The sequence below is a fragment of the Plebeiibacterium marinum genome (assembly GCF_026013615.1).
Classification (GTDB): domain Bacteria; phylum Bacteroidota; class Bacteroidia; order Bacteroidales; family Marinilabiliaceae; genus Saccharicrinis; species Saccharicrinis marinus_A.
In genome coordinates this window covers 130,000-151,980 of sequence record NZ_JAPDPI010000002.1, presented here as the reverse complement: position 1 = coordinate 151,980, position 21,981 = coordinate 130,000, and the positions used below count along the sequence as shown (strand labels likewise).

Here is a 21,981-nt window from a genome sequence, read left to right as displayed (position 1 = left end):
TAAGGATTATTGATTTGAGTTTGATGTTTCAACAGCTTTAATAAATACTTCATCCATTTTGGGGAGTATTTCATTGATGCCTGATATCTGAAAGTCATTTATTAGCAATGAAATCAGGTTGTTGATATTTTTGTCTGTTTTTAACTGAATTTTTGCAGTATGCTTGTGGTGCTGCTCAATAAGTTCTTTTATGATATAATTACCATTTAGCTTGTTCCTGAATGCTGCTGGATCCCCATTGAATTCAATGGCAACCTCATTATTTTTGAATTGTTGTTTCAGGTCGTCGATGTTTCCTTTGAGGATGGTCTTCGCTTTATTAATCAGGCAGATGTTGTCGCAAATTTCCTCTACAGAACTCATATTGTGAGTAGAGAAGATAATTGTTGCCCCTTTTTCCTTCAGGGCAAGGATCTCCTGTTTAAGCAAGTTGGCATTGATGGGGTCGAAGCCGCTAAATGGCTCATCAAAAATCAGAAGTTCGGGTTCGTGTAAAACGGTTACAATAAACTGCACTTTTTGCTGCATACCTTTTGAAAGTTCCTCAACTTTCTTATTCCACCAGGCACCTATTTCAAATTTTTCGAACCAGTATTTAAGTTTTTGGTAGGCGTCTCTTTTTGAAAGACCTTTTAATTGAGCCAGATATAAAGCTTGCTCACCAACTTTCATTTTTTTGTATAATCCTCTTTCTTCTGGCAGATATCCAATATGGTATATGTCGGAAGCATTTAAAGGTTTTCCTTTGAAAAGGATGGTGCCTTCATCAGGCATTGTGATATGGTTGATAATACGTATAAACGTGGTTTTTCCAGCTCCATTGGGGCCTAAAAGTCCTGTAATTTGTTTCTCGGGAATAGTTATGTCAACGTGGTCGAGGGCAAGGTGGTTGGCATATTTTTTAACCACCCCATTAGCTTGTAATAGATCCATTAAAGTAGATTATAATTAAATTTTCTACTCAAAAATAAGATTTTATAATTAATTATTGGTTTTTTGCCCTTCTTATCAGTTTTATACCATATTCTTTTTCAATAAAAAGAAAATAGTAATACAATTTGTAGTTTAGTTCTAATCCATAGTCCATGTGTTGATAATACTCAATGTGGGTTTCAAAAAAGTCACCATATCTAGTGGGGTTAAGGTGTCGGATATTCCATTCCGTAACGTATTGATAATTCCAGGTTTCATAATATTGTTGAGAAAAGAATTCCATTGGTGGCCTGGTAGCCAGATATGTGTCAAATTTTATATCGTAGATTATTAGTTCGTATTGAACCGAGTCTTCTTTTGCCTGGTTGATTTGTGGTAATGTATTGTTTTTATCAGAAACGAATTGCTTTGTTTGACAAGAGAGCAATAAAGCGGTCAGGGCAATAATTATAACTGAAGTTTTCATCTTTCAACTGTACTAAGATACCAATACCCTAAAGTTACAAAAAAAGTAAGGGGATGGCCAGCCCAATCTATTTATAAATTTTGCATTATGGTATTATATGTCTAAGACAGTATGAGGAGGGAGTAAAAAAAAGCCCCGGTAAAACCGAGGCTAATATATTATTGTTTTGATTTTTCAATTAAATTAATGAAGTCATCAAAAAGAAATTCTGTGTCAGTTGGCCCACTAGATGCTTCAGGGTGAAACTGAGTAGAGAAAAATGGTTTTGTTTTATGGTAGATTCCTTCGTTACTCTTATCGTTTACATTCACAAATAAAGGAGCCCAGTCATTTTTAAGAGAGTCGTTATCTAATGCAAAACCATGGTTTTGAGAGGTGATATGACAACTGTCTGTTCCTAATTTTATTACCGGGTGGTTATGTGCCCTGTGGCCATACTTTAATTTATATGTAGAACCTCCGGATGCAATACCCAATAACTGGTTGCCCAAACAAATTCCAAAGATCGGCTTGCCAATTTCAATAGCTTTTTTGATATTCTCTACCGTCTTGGTACACATTTCCGGGTTTCCAGGACCGTTTGAAAGCATGATGCCATCATAATCTTCCTGTGTAAAGTCATAATCCCAGGGTACCTGAACAACAGTTGTGTCTCGTTTTAGTAAACAACGTAAAATGTTGTACTTTGCACCAGTATCAACCAATACCACTTTGTGCTTGCCATTGCCATATACCTTTTTTTCTTTGGTGCTCACTTGTGCAACAAGATTGTCGGTATTTGGATTGTATTGCTCAATATCCTCATCGTCGATAAGTATCTTGCCTAACATCGACCCTTTCTCACGAAGGATTTTTGTTAATGCTCTGGTGTCAATATCAAAAATACCCGGTACCTGATTTTGGATTAACCATTCCCTCAATGAATTTTTAGCATTCCAATGGCTGTATTCAAAGGAATAATCAGAAATAATGAGTCCTGAAATATGTATTTGGTCAGATTCGTAGAAAAGAGGAATCCCATTTTCGTCTTTATCATCTTTCGGAACTCCGTAGTTACCAATTAATGGATAAGTAGAAACCAATATCTGACCTTTATATGATGGGTCAGTCAAACTTTCAGGATAACCTGTCATTGCTGTGTTGAAAACAACTTCACCGGCAACTGATTTGTGATAACCAAACGACTTTCCTTCAAATACGGTACCGTCTTCAAGTACTAATTTAATTCCTTTTACTTCAGGCATAACATTTAGATAATCCGTTATTTAATATGAAATTTTGATAGTATAGGTTACCAGCCAAAATTCCGAATTTTATTCCGGGCGCAAAGGTAGTAAATAAATACTTTTTCAACTAATAAAAGATGTTCTTTGTATAAATATAAGTGTAACATTCACTGTTGTGAATAAATATACAATGTATTGATTGAGTTTTGGAATATGGATGTTCATCGTGATGGAGTTTGAGCTCGGGTTCTGATTGGTTGATTTTTGCATGTAAATTAGGTTTTGAGTCCAATGTAGTCTTAACTTTATATTATGGGTTCATTGTTAAATGAAAATATTGCGTTAAGTAATAGGATGGGACGTATTGTAGTTTTTGTGTTGCTGATGTTTTGTTCTTTACAGCACGAGCTGTCTTCACAGGAGAATGTTTCCACATTGCCGAATTTTTGGAGCTGCGGTTTTTATTGTGGTAATCTTCAGGTTCATACGGACAAGCTTTCGCACTTTGAAGGTGTGAAAATTAGAGGATTGGAGTTGGAGTATAGTAAATGGATGCTTACTGAGGAGGCAAGGTACTCCTTTGGGTTTTATCCTAAATGGGGTTTGTCTTTAAATTTTGTTGATTTTGGGCATAGTAGTTTAGGTTATTCAATAAATGGCATAGCATTTTTAGAGCCTTTTCTTGTATCGGGTGATAAGTTCCGGATCTCCGGGAAAGTTGGTGCCGGCCTGGCGTATCTTAGTAATCCTTACGGTAGCGGCAATCCTTTAAATCTTACAAATAGTACTAAAGTTGCTTTCCCGCTAGTTGGAGGGGTTAATGTTTATTACGGTTATAATGATCATTGGGCACTAAAAATATCTGCCTCATACCGTCATATTTCCAATGGTGGAATCCGGCAGCCTAATTTGGGGATAAACTATCCGGTTTTAGGCCTGACACTTGAATATGCCACCAAGAGTTATTGCATTCCAGGGTTGACTAAAATGGGTAAGGTAAGACGTAATAACAGGACTGAAGTATTAGCTGCTTATTCTTTAAAATCGGATCTTGATACAGATGAAAAGAGTAATGTGATGCTGTTGGGCTTTAACAGGTGTTCTGGAGGTAGTAGATTAAATGCCTTTTGCTATTCCACAATAATCGAATACCAGCAGGTTGGTGATGATGATTCTTCAATAGATCCATGGAGTGTTGGTCCTTTGGCCGGGAATGAGTTTTTAATTGGTAAATTAAGATTTGGTCAACAGATAGGGGTTTATGTTTTGCGCGGTAAAAAAGCGCCCAATAGCCTTTTTCAGATATATTATTTACGGTATTTGGTAGCAAATAAAATGACAGTAGGGGCTAATCTCAAAGCTCATGGCAGAGTTGCTGATTATATGGCTTTTCAGGTTGGTTTGATTCTGTGATTAGTAATAGAATAAAAAAGGCTGTCTGATATTTCCCCCACAGACAGCCTTTTCATTACCCAATCAACAAAAACACTTATCTAGATTCCAATGGAAGATAAGTAGATCGATCAATTACACACTTGTAAGCCGGGCGAATAATCCTACGGCTCGAGAATGTAACCTCCTCTATACGATGCGCTGCCCATCCTGCAATTCGGGCAACAGCAAATATTGGAGTGTATATTTCTTTAGGGATTTTAATACATTCGTATACAAATCCGGAATAAAAATCAACGTTGGCACAAATAATCTTGGCGTTTTCGCCTTTAAACTGGTAGAACACTTCTGGAGCTAATTCTTCAATTAAGGCGTAAAGGTTGAACTCGTCCATCCTTCCTTTTTCTTCTGCCAGCTCTCTGGCCTTTTCCTTAAGTAATACTGCTCTTGGATCTGAAAGCGTATAAATTGCGTGACCAATACCGTAAATCTTACCGGTGTGGTCAAATGCTTGTTTATTTAATAGCTTAAGCAGATAATCTGAAACCTCTTTTTTGTTGGTCCAGTCCTTAACGTTTTGTTTGATATTTTTCATCATATCAATCACTTTAAGGTTGGCGCCACCATGTAAACCTCCTTTTAGCGAACCCAATGCAGCCGCAATTGCTGAATAGGTATCTGTTTGGGCTGAACTTACTACCCTTGTTGTAAAGGTGGAGTTGTTACCACCACCGTGCTCAGCATGGATCACTAATGATAAATCAAGCAAATCAGCTTCAAGCTTAGTGTAATCATTGCCTTTGAGCATATATAAAAAGTTTTCAGCTAAGCTTAAATCTTTTTGTGGGTGACGTATGATTAATGATTTGCGCTGGAATGAATGGCGCATACCATAATATGCATAGGCCACAATAACAGGAAATTTTGCAATTAAGCTAATAGCCTGCTTCATTAAGTTTTCGTGGCTGAAATCTTCAGCATCTTCATCTGCCGCATATAACCCAAGTACCGAACGTGCAAGCATGTTCATTACATCACGGCCTCTTAACGAAAGAATCATGTTCTTAGAAAAGAAAGGAGGCAATTCGCTTTGCTCAGCAAGATATTCCGTAAAATCTGTAAGTTCTGTCTGGTTTGGAAGCTGACCTGTTAACAACAAATAGGCAGTTTCTTCAAAACCATGACGACCGGTAGAAAGGAAACCTTTGGCAAGATCTTTTAGCTCGTAGCCGCGATAGTACAATTCCCCTTCTCTGGGAATCAGATTACCATCAACGTTATCGTAACCAACAACATTACCAATATGGGTTAAACCTACCAGTACCCCTGAAAAATCGGCATTTCTAAGACCTCTTTTAACGCCATATTGGTCAAAGAGTTCTTTTTCGATTTCGCAGGATTGTACGGCCAGTTTAGCCAAGTTTTCCAATAATACCATATTCTTTTATTTATTTTTTATTAATAACTGTATTGCATTGGCCACCTTTTCAAAATTAAAGGTTTTTAGAAGGTTGTTCATCTTTGTATTGATTGCTTCGTTACAAAGGTTGCCTATTGTGCCTTCATGTGTGTGTTTAACATTTAATTCAGGCTCAAACTTGCCTTCTTCTATTAAACCGCCAATTTGTTTGTATGCATCTCTAAAAGGAACACCCTGTAAAACCAGTTTGTTTACTTCTTCTACACTAAAGGCATACTTGTATATATCATTGTTTAAGATGTCATCTTTAACTGTAATGTTATTTACAGCAAAAGTAGCCAGGTCTAAACAACTGATTAAATCGTCAAAAGCAGGTAAAAATGTTTCCTTGATTAACTGCAGGTCGCGGAAATAACCAGATGGAAGGTTTCCGATAATCATTGCAATTGTTTCAGGAAGCGCTTGTATCTGATTGCATTTTGCCCTGATTAACTCAAAAACGTCCGGGTTCTTTTTATGAGGCATGATGCTTGAACCGGTTGTTAGTTCTCCGGGCAGAGTCAGAAAACCAAAGTTTTGACTCATGTATAAGCAGGCGTCCATGGCAAATTTTCCAACAGTCTGAGCTATGGAGCTAAGTGCCATGGCTACATTTTTTTCCGTTTTGCCTCTTCCCATTTGTGCATAAACTACATTGTAGTTCATGTTGTCAAAACCCAGTATGTCAGTTGTAAGCTGACGGTTTAACGGGAAGCTGCTTCCGTAACCTGCAGCAGCACCCAGTGGGTTCTGATTAGATATTTTCCAGGCTGCATTTAACATATACATATCGTCAGTAAGGCTTTCAGCATAAGCTCCAAACCATAAACCAAACGAAGATGGCATAGCAACCTGAAGGTGAGTATATCCTGGTATTAAATAATCCTTATATTTTTCGCTTTGAGATTGTAAGGCGTTAAAGAATTCGACAACGCTGTTGGCTACTTCTTCTATTTTAGAACGGATAAACAATTTCAAGTCAAGCAAAACCTGATCGTTTCTGGATCGGCCACTGTGAACTTTTTTGCCTATATCGCCCAGACGCTGGGTTAACATCATCTCTACCTGAGAGTGAACATCCTCGATCCCGTCTTCAATAATAAAGTTCCCTGATAAGGTTTCGTTATAAATATTTCGTAATTCTATAAGGAGTTTCTCCAATTCGTCTTTCTCAAGTAATCCAACGCTTTCGAGCATGGTTATGTGGGCCATGGTTCCAAGTACGTCAAAAGGAGCTAAATATAGATCCATTTCACGGTCTTTGCCTACCGTAAAACTTTCTACTTTATCATTCACTTTTATCCCTTTATCCCAAAGTTTCATCGTAATGATTTTCTGTTGATTTAATGCCCCGATTAAGAGAAGATGTTATAAATTGTTAATTTCCTTACTTACCTACCTTATAATCGACGCAAATATAATTTATTAAACTTACAAATTCAAATTAACTATTCTCAAATATGACATTTGTCACATTTTTTAACTTATCAATTACTGAGGTCTAAATTATTCAGTAACTGATAGTAAATGCCAATTCCTTCTTCAATTTCGCTGATTTTGATATATTCATCGGCAGTGTGTGATCTTGCTGAGTCTCCGGGGCCAATTTTGAGTGTTGTAAAATTCATTAAAGCCTGGTCGGATGTGGTGGGAGAACCATAATATGTTCTCCCCAATGACAAACCTCTTTTAACAACAGGGTGGTCAAGTGATATATTAGAGCTGTTGAGCCTTGTGCTTCTTGGTGTAACAGTACAATTAACGTGTTGTTTTATGATCTCAGAAGCCTGTATGTTTGTGTATTTTTCATTGACCCTTACGTCAACCACAAATTTGCATAGGTCGGGAACTACATTGTGTTGTGATCCGGCTTCAATTTGGGTAACACTCATTTTAACAGGCCCAAATAATTCTGAAACTTCAGGAAATTGGAAGGTTTTAAACCATTCTATATCTTCAATTGCCTTGTAAATGGCATTGATTCCTTCGTTTCTTGCTGCATGTCCTGATTTGCCAACTGCTTCACAATCTAATACAAGCAGCCCTTTTTCGGCTATAGCCATATTCATTTGTGTGGGTTCGCCAACAATGCCCAGGTTGATTGTGCCCAGTTCGTTAAGTATTGATTCAACACCATTCTTTCCGGACACTTCTTCTTCGGCGGTGGCAGCATAAATCAAATTGTATGGTTGTTCTTTTTTTGTTAGTAACAAAAATGTTGCTAATAGGGAAACTAAAGGTCCACCCGCATCGTTACTTCCTAAACCATATAGAACCTCTCCCTGCAGGGTGGGTTCAAAAGGATTGTAAGTCCACTTTGAAGAAGGTTTTACTGTGTCAATATGTGAGTTTAACAGGATCACAGGTTTGTTTGTGTCCCAGTTGCTGCTTTTAACCCATACATTGTTGCCTTTTCTGTTAGTGCGTAAGCCTTTTTCATTGAGAAATGATTCCATTATATCCCCAGCAGCCTGTTCTTGTCTGCTTAACGATTCTGTTGAAATCAGTTTTTTTAATAACTCAATTGCCTCGGTGGCATAAGGTTGAATATTGTCCATTTAATCTTTTTTTAGTAATGTTCCTTTATCCAATCCTCCTTTTAGTCCTTGTGTGTTTGTGATGCTAACTTTTATAACTCCGGCATTTAATGCGTTAAATCCATTGTCCAGTTTTGGAATCATACCTTCTGTTATAACACCGGTTTCCTGGTGTTCTTTAAATAGCTTATGGCTAAGTTCTTTTATTACCGATTCGTCATCATCGGGATTACTGAGAACTCCTTTTTTTTCAAAACAGTAAACCAGGTTTACTTTATAATGTTTTGCCAGGGCAGAAGCCAGGGCAGAAGCCATAGTGTCTGCATTGGTATTTAGCATATTTCCTTTGCCATCGTGTGTTAAAGGAGCCACTACAGGAATAACTCCTTTGTTGATCAGATCCATTAGCTCGTTAACCTGAACTGATTCCACATCGCCAACATAACCATAGTCTATTTCCTTAACCGGGCGTTTTACAGCTTTAATCAAGTTTAAGTCAGCTCCGGTTAGTCCTACTGAATTGGCATTGCGGGCTTGCAGGGAGGCTACAATATTTTTATTAACCAACCCGGCGTAAACCATAGTAACTACCTTTAAGGTTTCGAGGTCTGTAATTCTCCTGCCGTCAACCATTTTTGTTTCTACTCCGAGTTGGGCAGCAACTTTTGTGGCCGATCTTCCACCTCCGTGAACCAGTACTTTGAGGCCGGGTAAGGTTACAAAATCGTTTAATAATTCATTTAACGATTCAGGTGTTTCAACAACTTTTCCGCCTACTTTTACTATGGTGATTTCTTGCATATCTTAAGTATCAAGCATCAAGACTGATTGTTATCTAAGCAACAGTACCTGATTGAAGATTATTATTTGTGTAAATAGATTTGTTGTTATTTTTCAAGAGATTCTAACATCCTTTTAATTACTGTTTGCGCAGAAACTACCCTGTTTGCAGCTTCTTGTACTACCAATGAATTGTCGCTTTCAATAACTCCATCGGTAACAATCATATTCCTTCGTACAGGCAGGCAGTGCATAAATTTTGCGTTGTTGGTAAGTGCCATTTTTTCTTCATCAACAGTCCAGTCTCTGTCCTCACATTTTACCTGTCCGTAATCTTTGTATGATGACCAGTTTTTAGCGTATATAAAGTCGGCACCCTCAAACGCTTTTCTCTGATCGTATTCAACTGTTACCCCCTGGGTAAATTCATCTGCCAGTTCATATCCCTCAGGATGGGTGATGACGAATTCAACATCGGCTTCCTTCATCCATTCAGTAAAAGAGTTGGCTACCGCCTGGGGTAGGGCTCTTGGGTGAGGGGCCCAGGTTAAAACCACCTTTGGTTTTTCTTTTTGTTTGTATTCTTCAATGGTGATTAAATCGGCGAACGATTGCAATGGGTGTACTGTTGCTGATTCCAGACTGATAACCGGAACGCCGGAATATTCAATAAACTGGTTGATTACTTTCTCTGAATAGTCGTCTTCTTTGTTTTCAAAGGTTGCAAATGAGCGTACCCCGATCATGTCGCAGTATTGGCCTATTACAGGAACGGCCTCTTTAATATGTTCCGGCTTGTCGCTATCCATTACCACACCCATTTCTGTTTCCAGTTTCCATCCATCCTTGTTGATGTCCAATACCATAACGTTCATGCCCAGGTTCATGGCTGCTTTTTGAGTGCTTAAACGGGTTCTTAAACTAGAGTTAAAGAAAACCAGAATAATGGTTTTGTTTTTCCCAAGATCAGTGAATGCGTACGGGTTGTTTTTAACCTCAAAGGCATCTTTTAAAGCCTGTTTTAAATCTCCTATATCTGAAACTTTTAAAAATCTTTTCATTGTTTATTTTTTTATGCGTTTAACCTATTGGTAAAGATACTAAAGTGCCTAAGCTGGTCTTGTGTGGCCGTTTCCGGAAACCAACCATTTATAACTGGTTAGCTCCTTTAAAGCCATTGGACCTCTTGCATGTAGCTTTTGAGTGCTGATCCCAATCTCTGCTCCAAGCCCGAATTGCGCACCATCGGTAAAAGCGGTTGATGTGTTTGCGTATACGGCAGCAGCATCTACTTCATTGTAAAAACGGGAAATGGCATCGGCATCTTCGGCAATGATGGCTTCGCTGTGTTTTGAGCTGTATTTATAGATGTGATCCAATGCCTGGTCAATATTTGCAACAGTCTTTATCGACATTTTATGTGACAAAAATTCAGTGCCAAATGATTCGTTTGTGGCCTGATGCAACAATTCTTCCGGATATTGTCCTTGCAATTTTTCAAAAGATTTTGAATCTGCATACACCTCAACCTTGTATGGGATCATTCCTTTAACAATTTCAACTATATTAGATAATTGCTCTTCGTGAATAATCATGCAGTCCAGTGCGTTGCAAACGCTTACCCGCCTGGTTTTTGCATTAACCACAACATCTGCTGCTTTCTGTATGTTGGCAGATTTGTCTACATAAGTATGGACAATGCCAGCGCCGGTTTCAATCACGGGGATATTTGCATTTTCCCTAACTGAATTAATCAGGTTTTGCGAACCCCGAGGGATCAGGATGTCGACATAACCAATGGCATTCATTAATTCTGTTGCAGCAGATCTGTCGGCCGGCAATAGCTGAAGCAAATCAGGATTAAAGCCTTCGCTTTGTAATACCTTATGGATTACTCCTGTAATAGCCTTGTTTGAGTATTCAGCATCGCTTCCTCCTTTTAAAACGCACGCATTCCCCGATTGGATGCAAAGTGAGAATACATCGAAAGTTACGTTAGGGCGCGCTTCATAAATTACGCCGATAACGCCTAGGGGCACCCTTACTTTTTTTAATTCCAATCCGTTGTCCAGTTGTTTTTCTTCAAGTATTTCACCAATTGGATAAGGAAGTTTCGATACATTCCTGATGTCGTTGGCGATGGCTTCAATCCTTTCCTTAGTGAGTTTTAACCGATCAAATTTAGGATCGTTGGGATCCATGCGGTCTAAATCTTTTTGATTGGCCTCAAGAAGTTCCGGTATGTTTTTTTCCGCTTCATCAGCAAGTTTGTTGAGCATCTTTATGATGTCAGCCTGCTTGATTTTTGCTAATCCACGGGAAGCTTCTTTAACTTTTTGAAATTGCGCTAAACACTGCATTGTATAAAGATTAAGGTATTTATTATCTTATATATAAGTAATCGTAATGAATTAGTGCCTGGTATTTTGAATCGCTAAGGTGTTCAATAGCTTTTGTTTTGTCGTATTGGGCTTTCCCGATACCAACATCCTTACCATCTTCGGATATGATTTTTATTAAATCGCCCTTTTTAAAATTGCCATTGATTTTTATAACACCGGCCAATAACAAACTAGTGGCTTTCGAAGAATTAAGGGCTTCGAAAGCTCCCTTGTTAATGATGACTTCAGCATTGGTAAATGATTCGGAATAAGCAATCCATTTTTTTATGGCAGGATATTTTTCTCCTGGTAAAAAACGGGTGTGCTCAACTGTATCGGCACTGTTGTTTAAATCAACCAGTATATTAGGGATTGTTCCGTTGGCAATATGAACAGAAGTACCTGAAATAGCTGTTTTTTGTGCAATATGGCATTTGGTTAGCATACCTCCACGGCCAAAGTTTGATTTGGTTGTAGAGATAAAAGCGGATAAGTCCGCATTTGTGCTGTCTACGGTCCTGATTACTTTGGCCCCTTTGTCTTTGGGGTCCCCATCGTAAATGCCATTCACATTGCTCAAAATAATCAAGGCTTCACTGTTCATCATTGATGAAAGCAAGCCTGCCAGCTCGTCATTGTCGGTAAACATTAATGCAGTTACCGAAACGGCATCGTTTTCATTGATAATGGGGACGATGCCATTTTCAATCAATGTGGATAGGCAATTCTTCATATTCAGGTAGTGCTCTCTTGATCTGAAGTCTTGTTTTGTAACCAGAACCTGGGCACACTGAATGCCATGTTTCTCAAATAAAGCCGAATAGGTGTTTAGCAACTTTACCTGGCCTACAGATGATAATAGCTGGCGTGATGAAACAGTATCTGTTTTTTTGTTTAATTTCACCATGGTTCTTCCGGCAGCTACTGCCCCGGATGAAACGAGGATGATCTTTTTATTTTTTTTATGTAGAGAGGCAATTTGGTCAACCAGGTGAGAAACCCTTTCCTGATGAAGGGTTCCATCTGTATTGGTTAATACATTTGAGCCTATTTTTATAGTGATTGATTTAAACACGATATTGATCTATTTTCCGTTTTCAATTTTATTAAAGGAAGTGAGCAAGCCCTTTATTAAGGAAGAGCTGAAGCCTTGGTGTTCCATTTCGTTCAATCCGGAAATGGTAACCCCCCGTGGGGTTGTCACCTTGTCAATTTCGTGTTCGGGGTGTGTTTCTGAATTGATGAGCAAATCAGCTGCTCCTTTTACTGTTTGAGAGGCGATTTTCAGAGCTAAGTCGGCTCCAAACCCAATTTCAATACCGCCCTGGGTAGCAGCCCTGATAAACCTTAGGGCAAAGGCAATTCCACATGCTGCCAATACTGTTGCCGAAGCCATCAGTTCTTCAGGGATGATTAAGGCTTGCCCAACTTGCTCAAATAAGGTTAGAACTGCCTCTTCCTGATCTTTATCTGCATTATGTGCAGAAATACAGGTCATGGATTGTCCTATAGCCACTGCAGTATTGGGCATTGCCCTGAAAACCGGAAGCTTTTTTCCAAAGTAATTTTCAATTGTATGGGAGTCGATCCCTGTAGCCAATGAAACAATAATCGTATTTTCTGTAACCGAATCTTTTATTTCGGTAATAATCTGTTCTATCTGGTAGGGTTTTACACCAAGAAAAATGATGTCGGCATTTTTAGATGCTTCAATGTTGTCTGAAATGGTCTGAATGCCTAAATCAGCCAGGTTTTTTAAAAGTTCTATTCTTCTGCGTGTTACAGTTAAGTTGGTTGCCTCAATTACGTTGGAGTTTACTATTCCCTTGGCAATGGCCTGCCCTAGATTTCCTCCACCGATGATGGTAATTTTTTTGTTTTTCATAGCACAACTTTTTTCAGGCATTTGGAATCGCACCAAATAACCTGAAAGTGTTATTGTGTGCTAGTGTTCCACGCCGTTTATTTCAACTTTAATGTGTCCCCAGTTTTCTCCGGATTTAATCCGGTATAATTGCATTTCGCTTATTCCAAACTGTTTTGCGATAATCTTCAATCTGGATTTTCGCTTGGGGTCAAATATTTTCTTTTTTAACCTGATTACTTCTGTAGAAGTAAGTTTGTGGCCTTCGTCCGACCTGTTTTCCTTTTGCCTCTTCCTGGCTTCAATAACTATTGGGTTGTCTTTTTGGTGCGCAAAAACTTCTTCTTTGGTGCACCATTTTAAGTTCTCAATATAGTTATTGCTCTTGTTATGATCCAGGTGTATTACAAAAGTAGCATCCTCCCGGCTATTTTCAATAAAATATTGGGCAACTAATTTATGGATGTAGAAAGTCTTTGATTTTCCAAAAGGACGGACTGGTAAAGTGGCGTAATTTCTTAACTTACCACCTTTAATCAGTTCTCCTTCTTTAATGTCGCTTTTGTAGCTTACTACTCTGCCATAATTTGAGATGGAATATTTCTTTTGTAATGCCCCTTCTTCAAAATTAATTTCTTTCCACTCTTCGTTCCAGAATGACTTAATCATATTGCCTGTTTTGTTGTATGTTATATCAAATGTACCAGGCACTTTAAGTTATAGCGAATCAGTTAATTTGTCAATAAATAAATCTGATTGCTCCTGATTTAAGCATAACGGAGGTAAAATCCTAATGGTATTAGCGCCTGATACTCCTGTAAAAATTTTGTCTTCAAAAAGAAGCTTTTTTCTTAAATCGGCAATTGGCTCTTCAAATTCTATACCAATCATCAATCCCTTGCCGCGAATTTCACATTTTTTAATATCTTGATTCAGCCTTTTTAAAATATGGTCGCCTGTTTTCTGTGAATTTTCAATGAGTTTTTCATTTTCAATTACCTCCAAAACAGCTAACGATGCAGCACAGGCAAGGTAATTGCCACCAAAGGTTGTTCCTAACATGCCATACCAGGGTTTAAACTCTCTGGATATAAGAACTGCTCCAACAGGGAACCCGTTCCCCATGCCCTTCGCGGTAGTGATAATGTCGGGTTGGATGCTGCTGTATTGGAATGCAAAGAATTTTCCTGAACGGCCGTAACCAGATTGCACTTCGTCAAGGATTAATTTTGCTTTGTACTTTTTGCATAAACTCTCAAGGCCTTCCAAAAAGTCGTTTTCCAGTACAATAATACCACCAATTCCCATGATGCCTTCGATAATTACTGCACAAACGTCACCTTCTTTAAGTTCTTTTTCTACGGCATCAAGATCGTTTAACTCTAGTATTGTTGATTCGTGGTTGCTGTTTATTGGAGCAACTATTTTGGGGTTGTCGGTAATGGCTACTGCTGCCGATGTTCTTCCGTGAAACCCTTTTTTAAATGATATAACCCTTTTTTTACCTGTTTCAAAAGATGCCAGTTTCAAAGCGTTTTCATTAGCCTCGGCACCGGAGTTGCATAGGAACAGGTCATAATCTTCAAGCTGGGATATCTGACCTAATTTATTTGCAAGCTCCTTTTGTAATGGATTCTGAACAGAATTTGAGTAAAACCCAATATTGTTAAGTTGCTCCGAAATTCGTTTGATATAATGAGGATGGGAGTGGCCAATTGAGATTACTGCATGGCCTCCGTACAGGTCGAGGTATTTATTGCCTTCTTTGTCCCATATATAGCATCCCTCTGCCTTTGTTGGTTCAATATCAAAAAGTGGGTATACGTCGAATAAATTCATGTTCGTTTGCAATTTTGTTGTTTTGTGTTTTAAATGAAATAAACACTCCTGCTGAGTCTTGGCCTCTCTGCAGGAGTGTTGCCGGTCTTCTTTTTTGTTAACATCTAATTTAAACCATCAATTATAATAGAACTTAAATCAGTATAATGCGTTTCAAAAAATATATTGGAAATGTTGTGCTTTTTAAAATGCTACCGATTTAAGGCGAAGACCGGTTGTTTCTTCGAGCCCGAACATTAGGTTCATGTTATGCACAGCCTGGCCGGATGCTCCTTTGATCAGGTTGTCGATCATGCTGATTATTAATAATTTTCCATCGTGTTTCTCAATAAAAACCACTCCCTTATTGGTGTTTACCACTTGTTTTAGGTGAGGGTTGCTGTCCGAAACAATTGTAAATGGGTGATCTTTGTAATAATCTTTGTATAACTTAATTGCTTCTTCTTCTGTTAAATCTGTTTCAGTATAAGCTGTAGCCATTATTCCCCTGCTAAAGTTGCCTCTTACAGGAATAAAGTTTACAGCTTCCTGGAAGCCATCCTGTAGCTGCTTCAATGATTGTTTGATTTCGCCAAGGTGTTGGTGTCCAAATGCCTTGTATACTGAAATGTTGTTGTTTCTCCAGCTAAAATGCGAGGTTGATGTGGGTTTTTGTCCGGCACCTGTGGAACCGGTAATCGCATTTACATGTACCTCGTTTAGCTTGCCTGCTGCTGCCAATGGCAGTAATGCCAGCTGGATAGCAGTGGCGAAACAGCCAGGGTTGGCAATTTTATCTGCCGACTTGATCTGTTCTTTGTTTAGTTCAGGCAGCCCGTAGATAAAATCATTGCCATCTGCTTTTAATCTGTAATCGTGACTTAGGTCGATGATTTTAATGCTGGCAGGAATGTTATTCTCGGTTAGAAACTCCTTTGATTTTCCATGTCCCATACACAAAAAGATCACATCCACCACTGATGTGTCCAATTCAGATGAGAATACAAGTTCCGTTTCGCCTATCAGATCTGTGTGTACAGAACTAATGGGGTTTCCTCCGTTGCTGGTACTTTGGATGCATGTGATTTCTACCTCGGGATGGCAAATCAAAATTCGTAATAATTCTCCGGCTGTGTATCCGGCTCCGCCTACTATTCCTACTTTAATCATTTCTTTTACAGATAGTGTTTTATTTAATATCTAAAGATCCCTCGTTGACTTTATTGAATATTTTCAACTGATTTCCCAAAATAGTGGTAAACCCTTTAACGTCATCGCCGCTCCATCCTTTGTTCACTTCGCCATAGTCTCCAAAGCCTGAGTTCATCAAGTCTTTGTCTGATTCAATACCTACCAGTTCAAATCTGTATGGGTATAGTTTTAAAATTACCTTTCCTGTAACATTCTCTTGTGAATTGTCAAGGAATTTTTCAATATCTCTCATCACTGGCTCAACATATTGCGCTTCATGGAGTAGCATACCATACCAGTTGCTTAATTGCTCTTTCCAATACATCTGCCATTTGGTAAGCGTATGTTTTTCAAGTAGGTGGTGTGCCTTGATGATCAGCATTGGTGCAGCTGCTTCAAAACCAACTCTACCTTTTATTCCGATAATGGTATCGCCTACATGGGTGTCGCGACCAATAGCATAGGATGCTCCAATGGCTTCAATTTTCCTGATGGCATCAACCGGGGTTGCGAATGTTTCGCCATTAACAGAAGCGATTTCCCCTTTGTTGAATTCAATGGTTAATTCTGTTGGTTCTTCATTGGTTGGCTGGCTAGGGTAAGCTTCTTGAGGGAGTGATTTGTTGGAAGTTAAGGTTTCTTTGCCTCCAACACTGGTTCCCCAAAGGCCTTTGTTAATGGAATACTCCATTTTTTTCCAGTCTTTTTCAACGCCATGTTTTTTCAGGTAATCAATTTCAGCCTCTCTCGAAAGTGTTAAGTCCCTGATTGGTGTAATGATTTCTATCTCGGGAGCGATGATTTGGAAAGTCAGGTCGAACCTGATCTGGTCGTTTCCTGCTCCGGTACTTCCATGGGCAATGTATTTGGCTCCAATTTTTCTGGCATAGTCTACAATGGCATAGGCCTGAAAAATTCTTTCTGAACTAACAGAAAGTGGATATGTGTTGTTTTTAAGGATGTTTCCGTAAATCATGTAGCGGATACAGTTGCGATAGTACACATCAGTAACATCAAGGGTTGTGTGCTTGGTAACGCCCAGGTTATAAGCACCTGCTTCAATGTTTTTAAGCTCTTCGTCTGAAAAACCTCCGGTGTTGGCTATTGCAGAGTAAATATCCAATCCTTTTTCATGTTTTAAATACTTTACACAAAATGAAGTATCTAATCCGCCGCTAAAGGCTAAAACAACTTTTTCCATTTTTATAATATTATTATGCAGGTTAAAAAAACCTAATCAATTTACGATATCAATTTAACATGTAAGCGTTTTAAAAAGGAATTTTTATTTGCATCCTTTTTCTTCACTTTTAAAAATACAGATTGCTTGAATTTCAGCCATCTGCTATAAACTTTCAGGCTCTTATCTTCCTCAGAGTCTTTGTTTGACTTGTCCGGATCGTATAACATACCTGTGCAAAGACAATGTCTCCTGTTGGTTCTGACCAGTATGTCATAGTTTACACAGCTCTGGCATCCCTTCCAAAACATCTCATCGTCTGTGAGTTCCGAAAATGTAACAGGTTTGTAGCCAAGCTCTGAGTTGATCTTCATTACTGCCAGCCCTGTAGTGAGCCCAAAAAGTTTTGCATCCGGAAACCTTACCCTGGAAAGCTGAAAAGCTCTTGACTTAATAGCCTTTGCCAGGCCCTTTCCCCTGTATGCATCCGATACAATAAGCCCGGAGTTTGCAACAAATTTGTTGTGTCCCCAGGATTCGATATAACAAAACCCGGCAAATTTACCATTGTCTAATGCGATGATGGCTTTGCCTTCGTTTATTTTCTGTATGATATAACCGGGACTGCGCTTTGCGATCCCCGTACCTCTGATCTTTGCTGCCTCTGCAATAGTGTCGAGTATTTCATCAACATATTTCAAATGCTCCTCTTTGGCTATATCTATGTAAAAATCTTTAATCATTTGCTTTCGACTGCTCTATGTCAACTACAATATTTTTTCTTTTAAACCTGGTATATAAATCGATAAAACTTCTACTATGTGATTTTTCGAAACTCCTTCTCTGTTTATTAATAGTATTGTGTCGTCGCCGGCAATGGTTCCCAAAATTTCATAAGGATCATGGCTGTCAATAACCGATGCAATACTGTTGGCAAATCCGGGTCTCGTTTTAATAACTGCTAAATTACCCGAAAAGTCAATTGATTCAATTCCTGATACAGGGAAGTCTTCATGAATCTCTTCAGGTGCTTTTGCTGCCGATTGGGGCATTTCATATACATATCCTAAATCGGAATGAGGTATTTTCGCAACTTTTAAAAACTTTAAATCGCGTGACAAAGTAGCTTGGGTTGTCATAAAACCTTCTTTTTCCAGAAGGGATAACAACTCTTCCTGACTGCTTACATTTTGCGAGTTGATGATATTTTTAATCGTAGCTAATCTTTGTGCTTTGACCTTCATTGTATAAATATTCAATTACAATGCAAAAATATTCACTATTTTAAAAAAATCAAAAGAAATTTGCAAAATATTTGTATTTTTGCAGCCGAAATGAATCGTGAAAAAGCATAAAAGATACCAGCTACAAGCGTTAGCGGCTTTTTGTACCAGGTAAGATGCTTGAATAAACGATAAGAACGCATATAAAAAGTAAAATAAGCAAAGTCAGTTTTAAAATTTTTTCTGATTTATTTTTGTATAAGAATACATTACATCAATTTCATAATAAGCCAGTAAAACATGAATAAAGACATTAAAAAAGTAGTGGTACTAGGATCGGGTGCGCTAAAGATTGGGGAAGCAGGAGAATTTGATTATTCCGGATCTCAGGCTCTTAAAGCACTTAAAGAAGAAGGTATTGAAACCGTATTGGTAAATCCTAATATTGCTACTGTACAGACATCAGATAAAATTGCTGATAAGATTTATTTTTTGCCTGTGACGCCTTATTTTGTTGAGGAGGTTATTAAAAAGGAAAAGCCTGACGGTATTTTGCTGGCTTTTGGTGGTCAAACAGCATTGAATTGTGGAACTAAGTTATACCTGAGTGGGGTGTTGGAGAAATACAACCTTCAGGTATTAGGAACTCCTGTTCAGGCAATTATTAATACTGAGGACAGGGAGATTTTTGCAAACAAACTAAAGGAAATTGATGTTAAAACGCCAATTAGTTTGGCTGTTACTTCGGTTGAGGAAGCAGTAAAAGCATCTGATAAAATAGGATTCCCAATTATTGTAAGGGCTGCTTATACCCTTGGAGGTATGGGTAGTGGTTTCTGTTATAATAAAGAGGAGTTGATTGCCCGTGCAGAAAATGCTTTTTCTTATTCTAATCAGATATTGGTTGAAGAGTCTCTTAAAGGATGGAAAGAGGTTGAGTATGAGGTGGTGCGTGATAAGTACAATAACTGTATTACGGTTTGTAATATGGAAAACTTTGATCCGCTTGGAATCCATACAGGAGAAAGTATTGTAGTTGCTCCTTCTCAAACGCTATCAAATTCAGAATATCATAAGTTAAGAGAGCTTGCCATTAAAATTATTCGCCACATTGGTGTGGTTGGTGAGTGTAATGTGCAATATGCCTTAGACCCAAAATCGGAGGATTACAGGGTAATTGAGGTAAACGCCCGTTTATCCCGTTCCAGTGCACTGGCTTCTAAAGCTACTGGTTATCCATTGGCATTTGTAGCTGCAAAATTAGGTTTGGGTTATGGGTTGCATGAACTTAAAAACTCAGTTACTAAGGTTACTTCTACTTTCTTTGAGCCTGCTTTGGATTACGTGGTTTGTAAAATTCCTCGTTGGGATTTGAACAAGTTTAACGGTGTTAGCAAGCAGATTGGAAGTAGTATGAAATCTGTTGGTGAAATCATGTCTATAGGTCGTACTTTTGAAGAGGCTATACAAAAGGGTCTTCGTATGATTGGTCAGGGAATGCATGGTTTTGTTGCCAACCAGCCATTAAAAGGGATTGATGTAAAAACAGAATTGGCAGAACCTACAGATCAGCGTATATATGCCATTGCCCAGGCTTTTGAAGATGGAATGTCGGTAGAGGAGATCCATGAATTAAGTAAAATTGATCACTGGTTCCTTGAAAAACTAAAAAATATCAGCGACATAGAGAATGAGTTGAAGACTTATTCTAAACTTGAGGATCTGCCTGATGATTTGTTGCGATTGGCAAAAAGAGCCGGGTATTCCGATTTTCAGGTTGCCAGGTGTGTATTTAAAAGCACCAGTGAGGTAATTGGAGACGACCTGTTGAAAGTTAGGGCTGAACGTAAAAAACGTAATATATTACCGGTAGTTAAGCAGATTGATACCATGGCAGGTGAGTTTCCTGCTCAAATCAATTATCTGTATCTGACTTACAGCGGTACCGAACACGATATTGATTACACAGATGATGGTAAGTCGGTTATTGTGTTAGGTAGTGGGGCATACCGGATTGGTAGTTCTGTTGAGTTCGACTGGTGTAGTGTAAATGCACTGAATACCATCCGCGAGCAGAAGTATCGCTCCATCATGATCAACTACAACCCGGAAACGGTTAGTACAGATTATGATGTTTGTGATCGTTTATACTTTGATGAGCTTACCTTTGAAAGGGTGATGGATGTGATTGACCTGGAAACACCTAAAGGGGTTATTGTTTCAGTGGGAGGTCAGATTCCGAATAACCTGGCCATGAAGCTGAACAAACAACAGGTGCCTATTTTAGGAACTTCTCCGGAAAATATTGATAACGCAGAGAACCGTCAGAAGTTCTCATCAATGCTTGATAGCTTAAATATTGACCAGCCACGATGGAGTGAGCTTACTTCAATTGAAGATATTTTCACTTTTGTTGATGAGGTTGGATTCCCGGTATTGGTTCGTCCAAGTTACGTGCTTTCGGGTGCGGCAATGAACGTGGTGAGTAATAAAGACGAATTGGAGCATTTCTTAACACTTGCAGCCAATGTGTCTAAAGAGTATCCGGTAGTGGTTTCAGAGTTTATTGAAGAAGCCAAAGAGATTGAAGTGGATGCTGTGGCTAAGAACGGTGAGGTGATTGCTTATGCAATTTCTGAGCACGTGGAGTTTGCCGGGGTGCACTCAGGTGATGCTACCATAGTATTCCCTCCGCAAAAGCTTTATATTGAAACGATGCGCCGTGTAAAGAAAATTGCCAGGGAGATTGCAAAAGCATTAAATATTTCCGGGCCTTTCAATATGCAGTTGTTGGGTAAAAACAATGAGCTTAAAGTTATTGAGTGTAACCTAAGGGCGTCACGTAGTTTCCCGTTTGTTTCTAAAATCCTTAAAGTGAACTTGATCGACCTAGCTACACAGGTGATGCTGGGAATGGATGTTCAGAAACCAAATAAGAACTTATTTGATCTGGATTGTGTAGGGATTAAGGCTCCTCAGTTTTCATTTGCCCGTTTGGCAAAAGCCGACCCGGTATTGGGCGTTGATATGTCGTCAACAGGTGAGGTAGGATGTATCGGAGATAATTTTGATGAGGCTATTCTTAATTCCATGCTTTCGGTGGGTTACGAAATTCCAAAGAAAAATATATTGATCTCTTCAGGTCCGCTTCGTTCAAAAATGGAACTGCTAAAGAGTGCAAAGTTATTGAAAGAACATGGTTTCAACATTTATGCTACCGGCGGAACACACAAGTTCTTTGCTGAAAATGGAGTTGAAACAACACATATTTACTGGCCAAGTGAACCGGATCAGCATCCTAATTCGTTGGAAATGATTCGGGAAAAGGAAATTGACCTGGTTGTTAACATCCCAAAAAACCTTAGTACAAGTGAGTTGAGGAATGGGTATACCATCCGTCGTAGTGCAATCGACTTTAATATACCTTTGATTACCAATGCCCGTTTGGCAAGTGCGTTTATTCAGGCATTCTGTAAAATGGGTAAGGAGGATATTAAAATCAAGAGCTGGGAAGAGTATAAGTAGAGTATT

General features: G+C 38.7%; 19 protein-coding genes. 2 read left to right on the top strand and 17 right to left on the bottom strand.

Annotation, left to right across the window (positions count from 1 at the left end; all coding sequences use genetic code 11):
- Window positions 1–6: 6 nt before the first annotated feature.
- The 3 genes from OM074_RS01935 to carA form a co-directional block, all read right to left on the bottom strand.
- Window positions 7–933: an ABC transporter ATP-binding protein gene (locus OM074_RS01935; protein ID WP_301197584.1), complete on the bottom strand. Its 927-nt coding sequence runs from the start codon at window positions 931–933 to the stop codon at window positions 7–9.
- A 52-nt stretch (window positions 934–985) separates the two neighbouring features.
- Window positions 986–1,399 carry a DUF6146 family protein gene (locus OM074_RS01930; RefSeq protein ID WP_301197583.1) on the bottom strand — a complete coding sequence of 138 codons (414 nt, stop codon included), beginning with the start codon at window positions 1,397–1,399 and terminating at the stop codon, window positions 986–988.
- A gap of 158 nt (window positions 1,400–1,557) precedes the next feature.
- The gene (gene carA / locus OM074_RS01925; protein ID WP_301197582.1) at window positions 1,558–2,643 is read right to left on the bottom strand and encodes a glutamine-hydrolyzing carbamoyl-phosphate synthase small subunit; all 1,086 of its coding nucleotides are present in this window, start codon (window positions 2,641–2,643) and stop codon (window positions 1,558–1,560) included.
- A 294-nt stretch (window positions 2,644–2,937) separates the two neighbouring features.
- Here carA and OM074_RS01920 point away from each other — a divergent pair, with 294 nt between their 5' ends.
- Window positions 2,938–4,038: an acyloxyacyl hydrolase gene (locus OM074_RS01920; protein ID WP_301197581.1), complete on the top strand. Its 1,101-nt coding sequence runs from the start codon at window positions 2,938–2,940 to the stop codon at window positions 4,036–4,038.
- Between the two features lie 76 nt (window positions 4,039–4,114).
- Here OM074_RS01920 and OM074_RS01915 read toward each other — a convergent pair whose 3' ends face one another.
- The 14 genes from OM074_RS01915 to argR all read right to left on the bottom strand — a co-directional run bounded on the left by OM074_RS01915 (window position 4,115) and on the right by argR (window position 18,471).
- Window positions 4,115–5,455, bottom strand: coding sequence for a citrate/2-methylcitrate synthase (locus OM074_RS01915; RefSeq protein WP_301197580.1), 1,341 nt, complete (start codon window positions 5,453–5,455; stop codon window positions 4,115–4,117).
- Window positions 5,456–5,461: 6 nt separating this feature from the next.
- Complete coding sequence (gene argH / locus OM074_RS01910) at window positions 5,462–6,799, bottom strand: argininosuccinate lyase (RefSeq protein WP_301197579.1); 1,338 nt, start codon at window positions 6,797–6,799, stop codon at window positions 5,462–5,464.
- 164 nt (window positions 6,800–6,963) lie between these two features.
- Complete coding sequence (locus OM074_RS01905; protein WP_301197578.1) at window positions 6,964–8,034, bottom strand: M20 family metallo-hydrolase; 1,071 nt, start codon at window positions 8,032–8,034, stop codon at window positions 6,964–6,966.
- Window positions 8,035–8,814 carry an acetylglutamate kinase gene (gene argB / locus OM074_RS01900; RefSeq protein WP_301197577.1) on the bottom strand — a complete coding sequence of 260 codons (780 nt, stop codon included), beginning with the start codon at window positions 8,812–8,814 and terminating at the stop codon, window positions 8,035–8,037. It abuts the gene before it with no gap.
- Window positions 8,815–8,900: 86 nt separating this feature from the next.
- Window positions 8,901–9,854 (bottom strand): N-acetylornithine carbamoyltransferase, encoded by a 954-nt coding sequence (locus OM074_RS01895; RefSeq protein WP_301197576.1) that lies wholly within the window; start codon window positions 9,852–9,854, stop codon window positions 8,901–8,903.
- Between the two features lie 48 nt (window positions 9,855–9,902).
- Window positions 9,903–11,153, bottom strand: coding sequence for a glutamate-5-semialdehyde dehydrogenase (locus tag OM074_RS01890; RefSeq protein WP_301197575.1), 1,251 nt, complete (start codon window positions 11,151–11,153; stop codon window positions 9,903–9,905).
- A 22-nt stretch (window positions 11,154–11,175) separates the two neighbouring features.
- Window positions 11,176–12,249, bottom strand: a complete 1,074-nt coding sequence (gene proB / locus OM074_RS01885) for a glutamate 5-kinase (RefSeq protein ID WP_301197574.1) — start codon at window positions 12,247–12,249, stop codon at window positions 11,176–11,178.
- Window positions 12,250–12,258: 9 nt separating this feature from the next.
- Window positions 12,259–13,059, bottom strand: a complete 801-nt coding sequence (gene proC / locus OM074_RS01880) for a pyrroline-5-carboxylate reductase (protein ID WP_301197573.1) — start codon at window positions 13,057–13,059, stop codon at window positions 12,259–12,261.
- A 60-nt stretch (window positions 13,060–13,119) separates the two neighbouring features.
- Complete coding sequence (locus OM074_RS01875; protein WP_301197572.1) at window positions 13,120–13,707, bottom strand: NUMOD4 domain-containing protein; 588 nt, start codon at window positions 13,705–13,707, stop codon at window positions 13,120–13,122.
- A gap of 48 nt (window positions 13,708–13,755) precedes the next feature.
- Window positions 13,756–14,877 (bottom strand): aspartate aminotransferase family protein, encoded by a 1,122-nt coding sequence (locus OM074_RS01870; RefSeq protein ID WP_301197571.1) that lies wholly within the window; start codon window positions 14,875–14,877, stop codon window positions 13,756–13,758.
- A 183-nt stretch (window positions 14,878–15,060) separates the two neighbouring features.
- Window positions 15,061–16,026 (bottom strand): N-acetyl-gamma-glutamyl-phosphate reductase, encoded by a 966-nt coding sequence (gene argC, locus OM074_RS01865; protein WP_301197570.1) that lies wholly within the window; start codon window positions 16,024–16,026, stop codon window positions 15,061–15,063.
- A gap of 19 nt (window positions 16,027–16,045) precedes the next feature.
- Window positions 16,046–17,248, bottom strand: a complete 1,203-nt coding sequence (locus OM074_RS01860; RefSeq protein ID WP_301197569.1) for an argininosuccinate synthase — start codon at window positions 17,246–17,248, stop codon at window positions 16,046–16,048.
- Between the two features lie 41 nt (window positions 17,249–17,289).
- Entirely contained in the window at window positions 17,290–17,970 is a 681-nt protein-coding gene (locus tag OM074_RS01855; protein WP_301197568.1) for a GNAT family N-acetyltransferase, read from the bottom strand.
- Window positions 17,971–17,994: 24 nt separating this feature from the next.
- Window positions 17,995–18,471 carry an arginine repressor gene (gene argR, locus OM074_RS01850; protein WP_301197567.1) on the bottom strand — a complete coding sequence of 159 codons (477 nt, stop codon included), beginning with the start codon at window positions 18,469–18,471 and terminating at the stop codon, window positions 17,995–17,997.
- Between the two features lie 279 nt (window positions 18,472–18,750).
- On the opposite strand from argR, the gene carB reads away from it, so the two are divergent.
- Complete coding sequence (gene carB, locus OM074_RS01845; protein WP_301197566.1) at window positions 18,751–21,975, top strand: carbamoyl-phosphate synthase (glutamine-hydrolyzing) large subunit; 3,225 nt, start codon at window positions 18,751–18,753, stop codon at window positions 21,973–21,975.
- Window positions 21,976–21,981 lie beyond the last annotated feature (6 nt).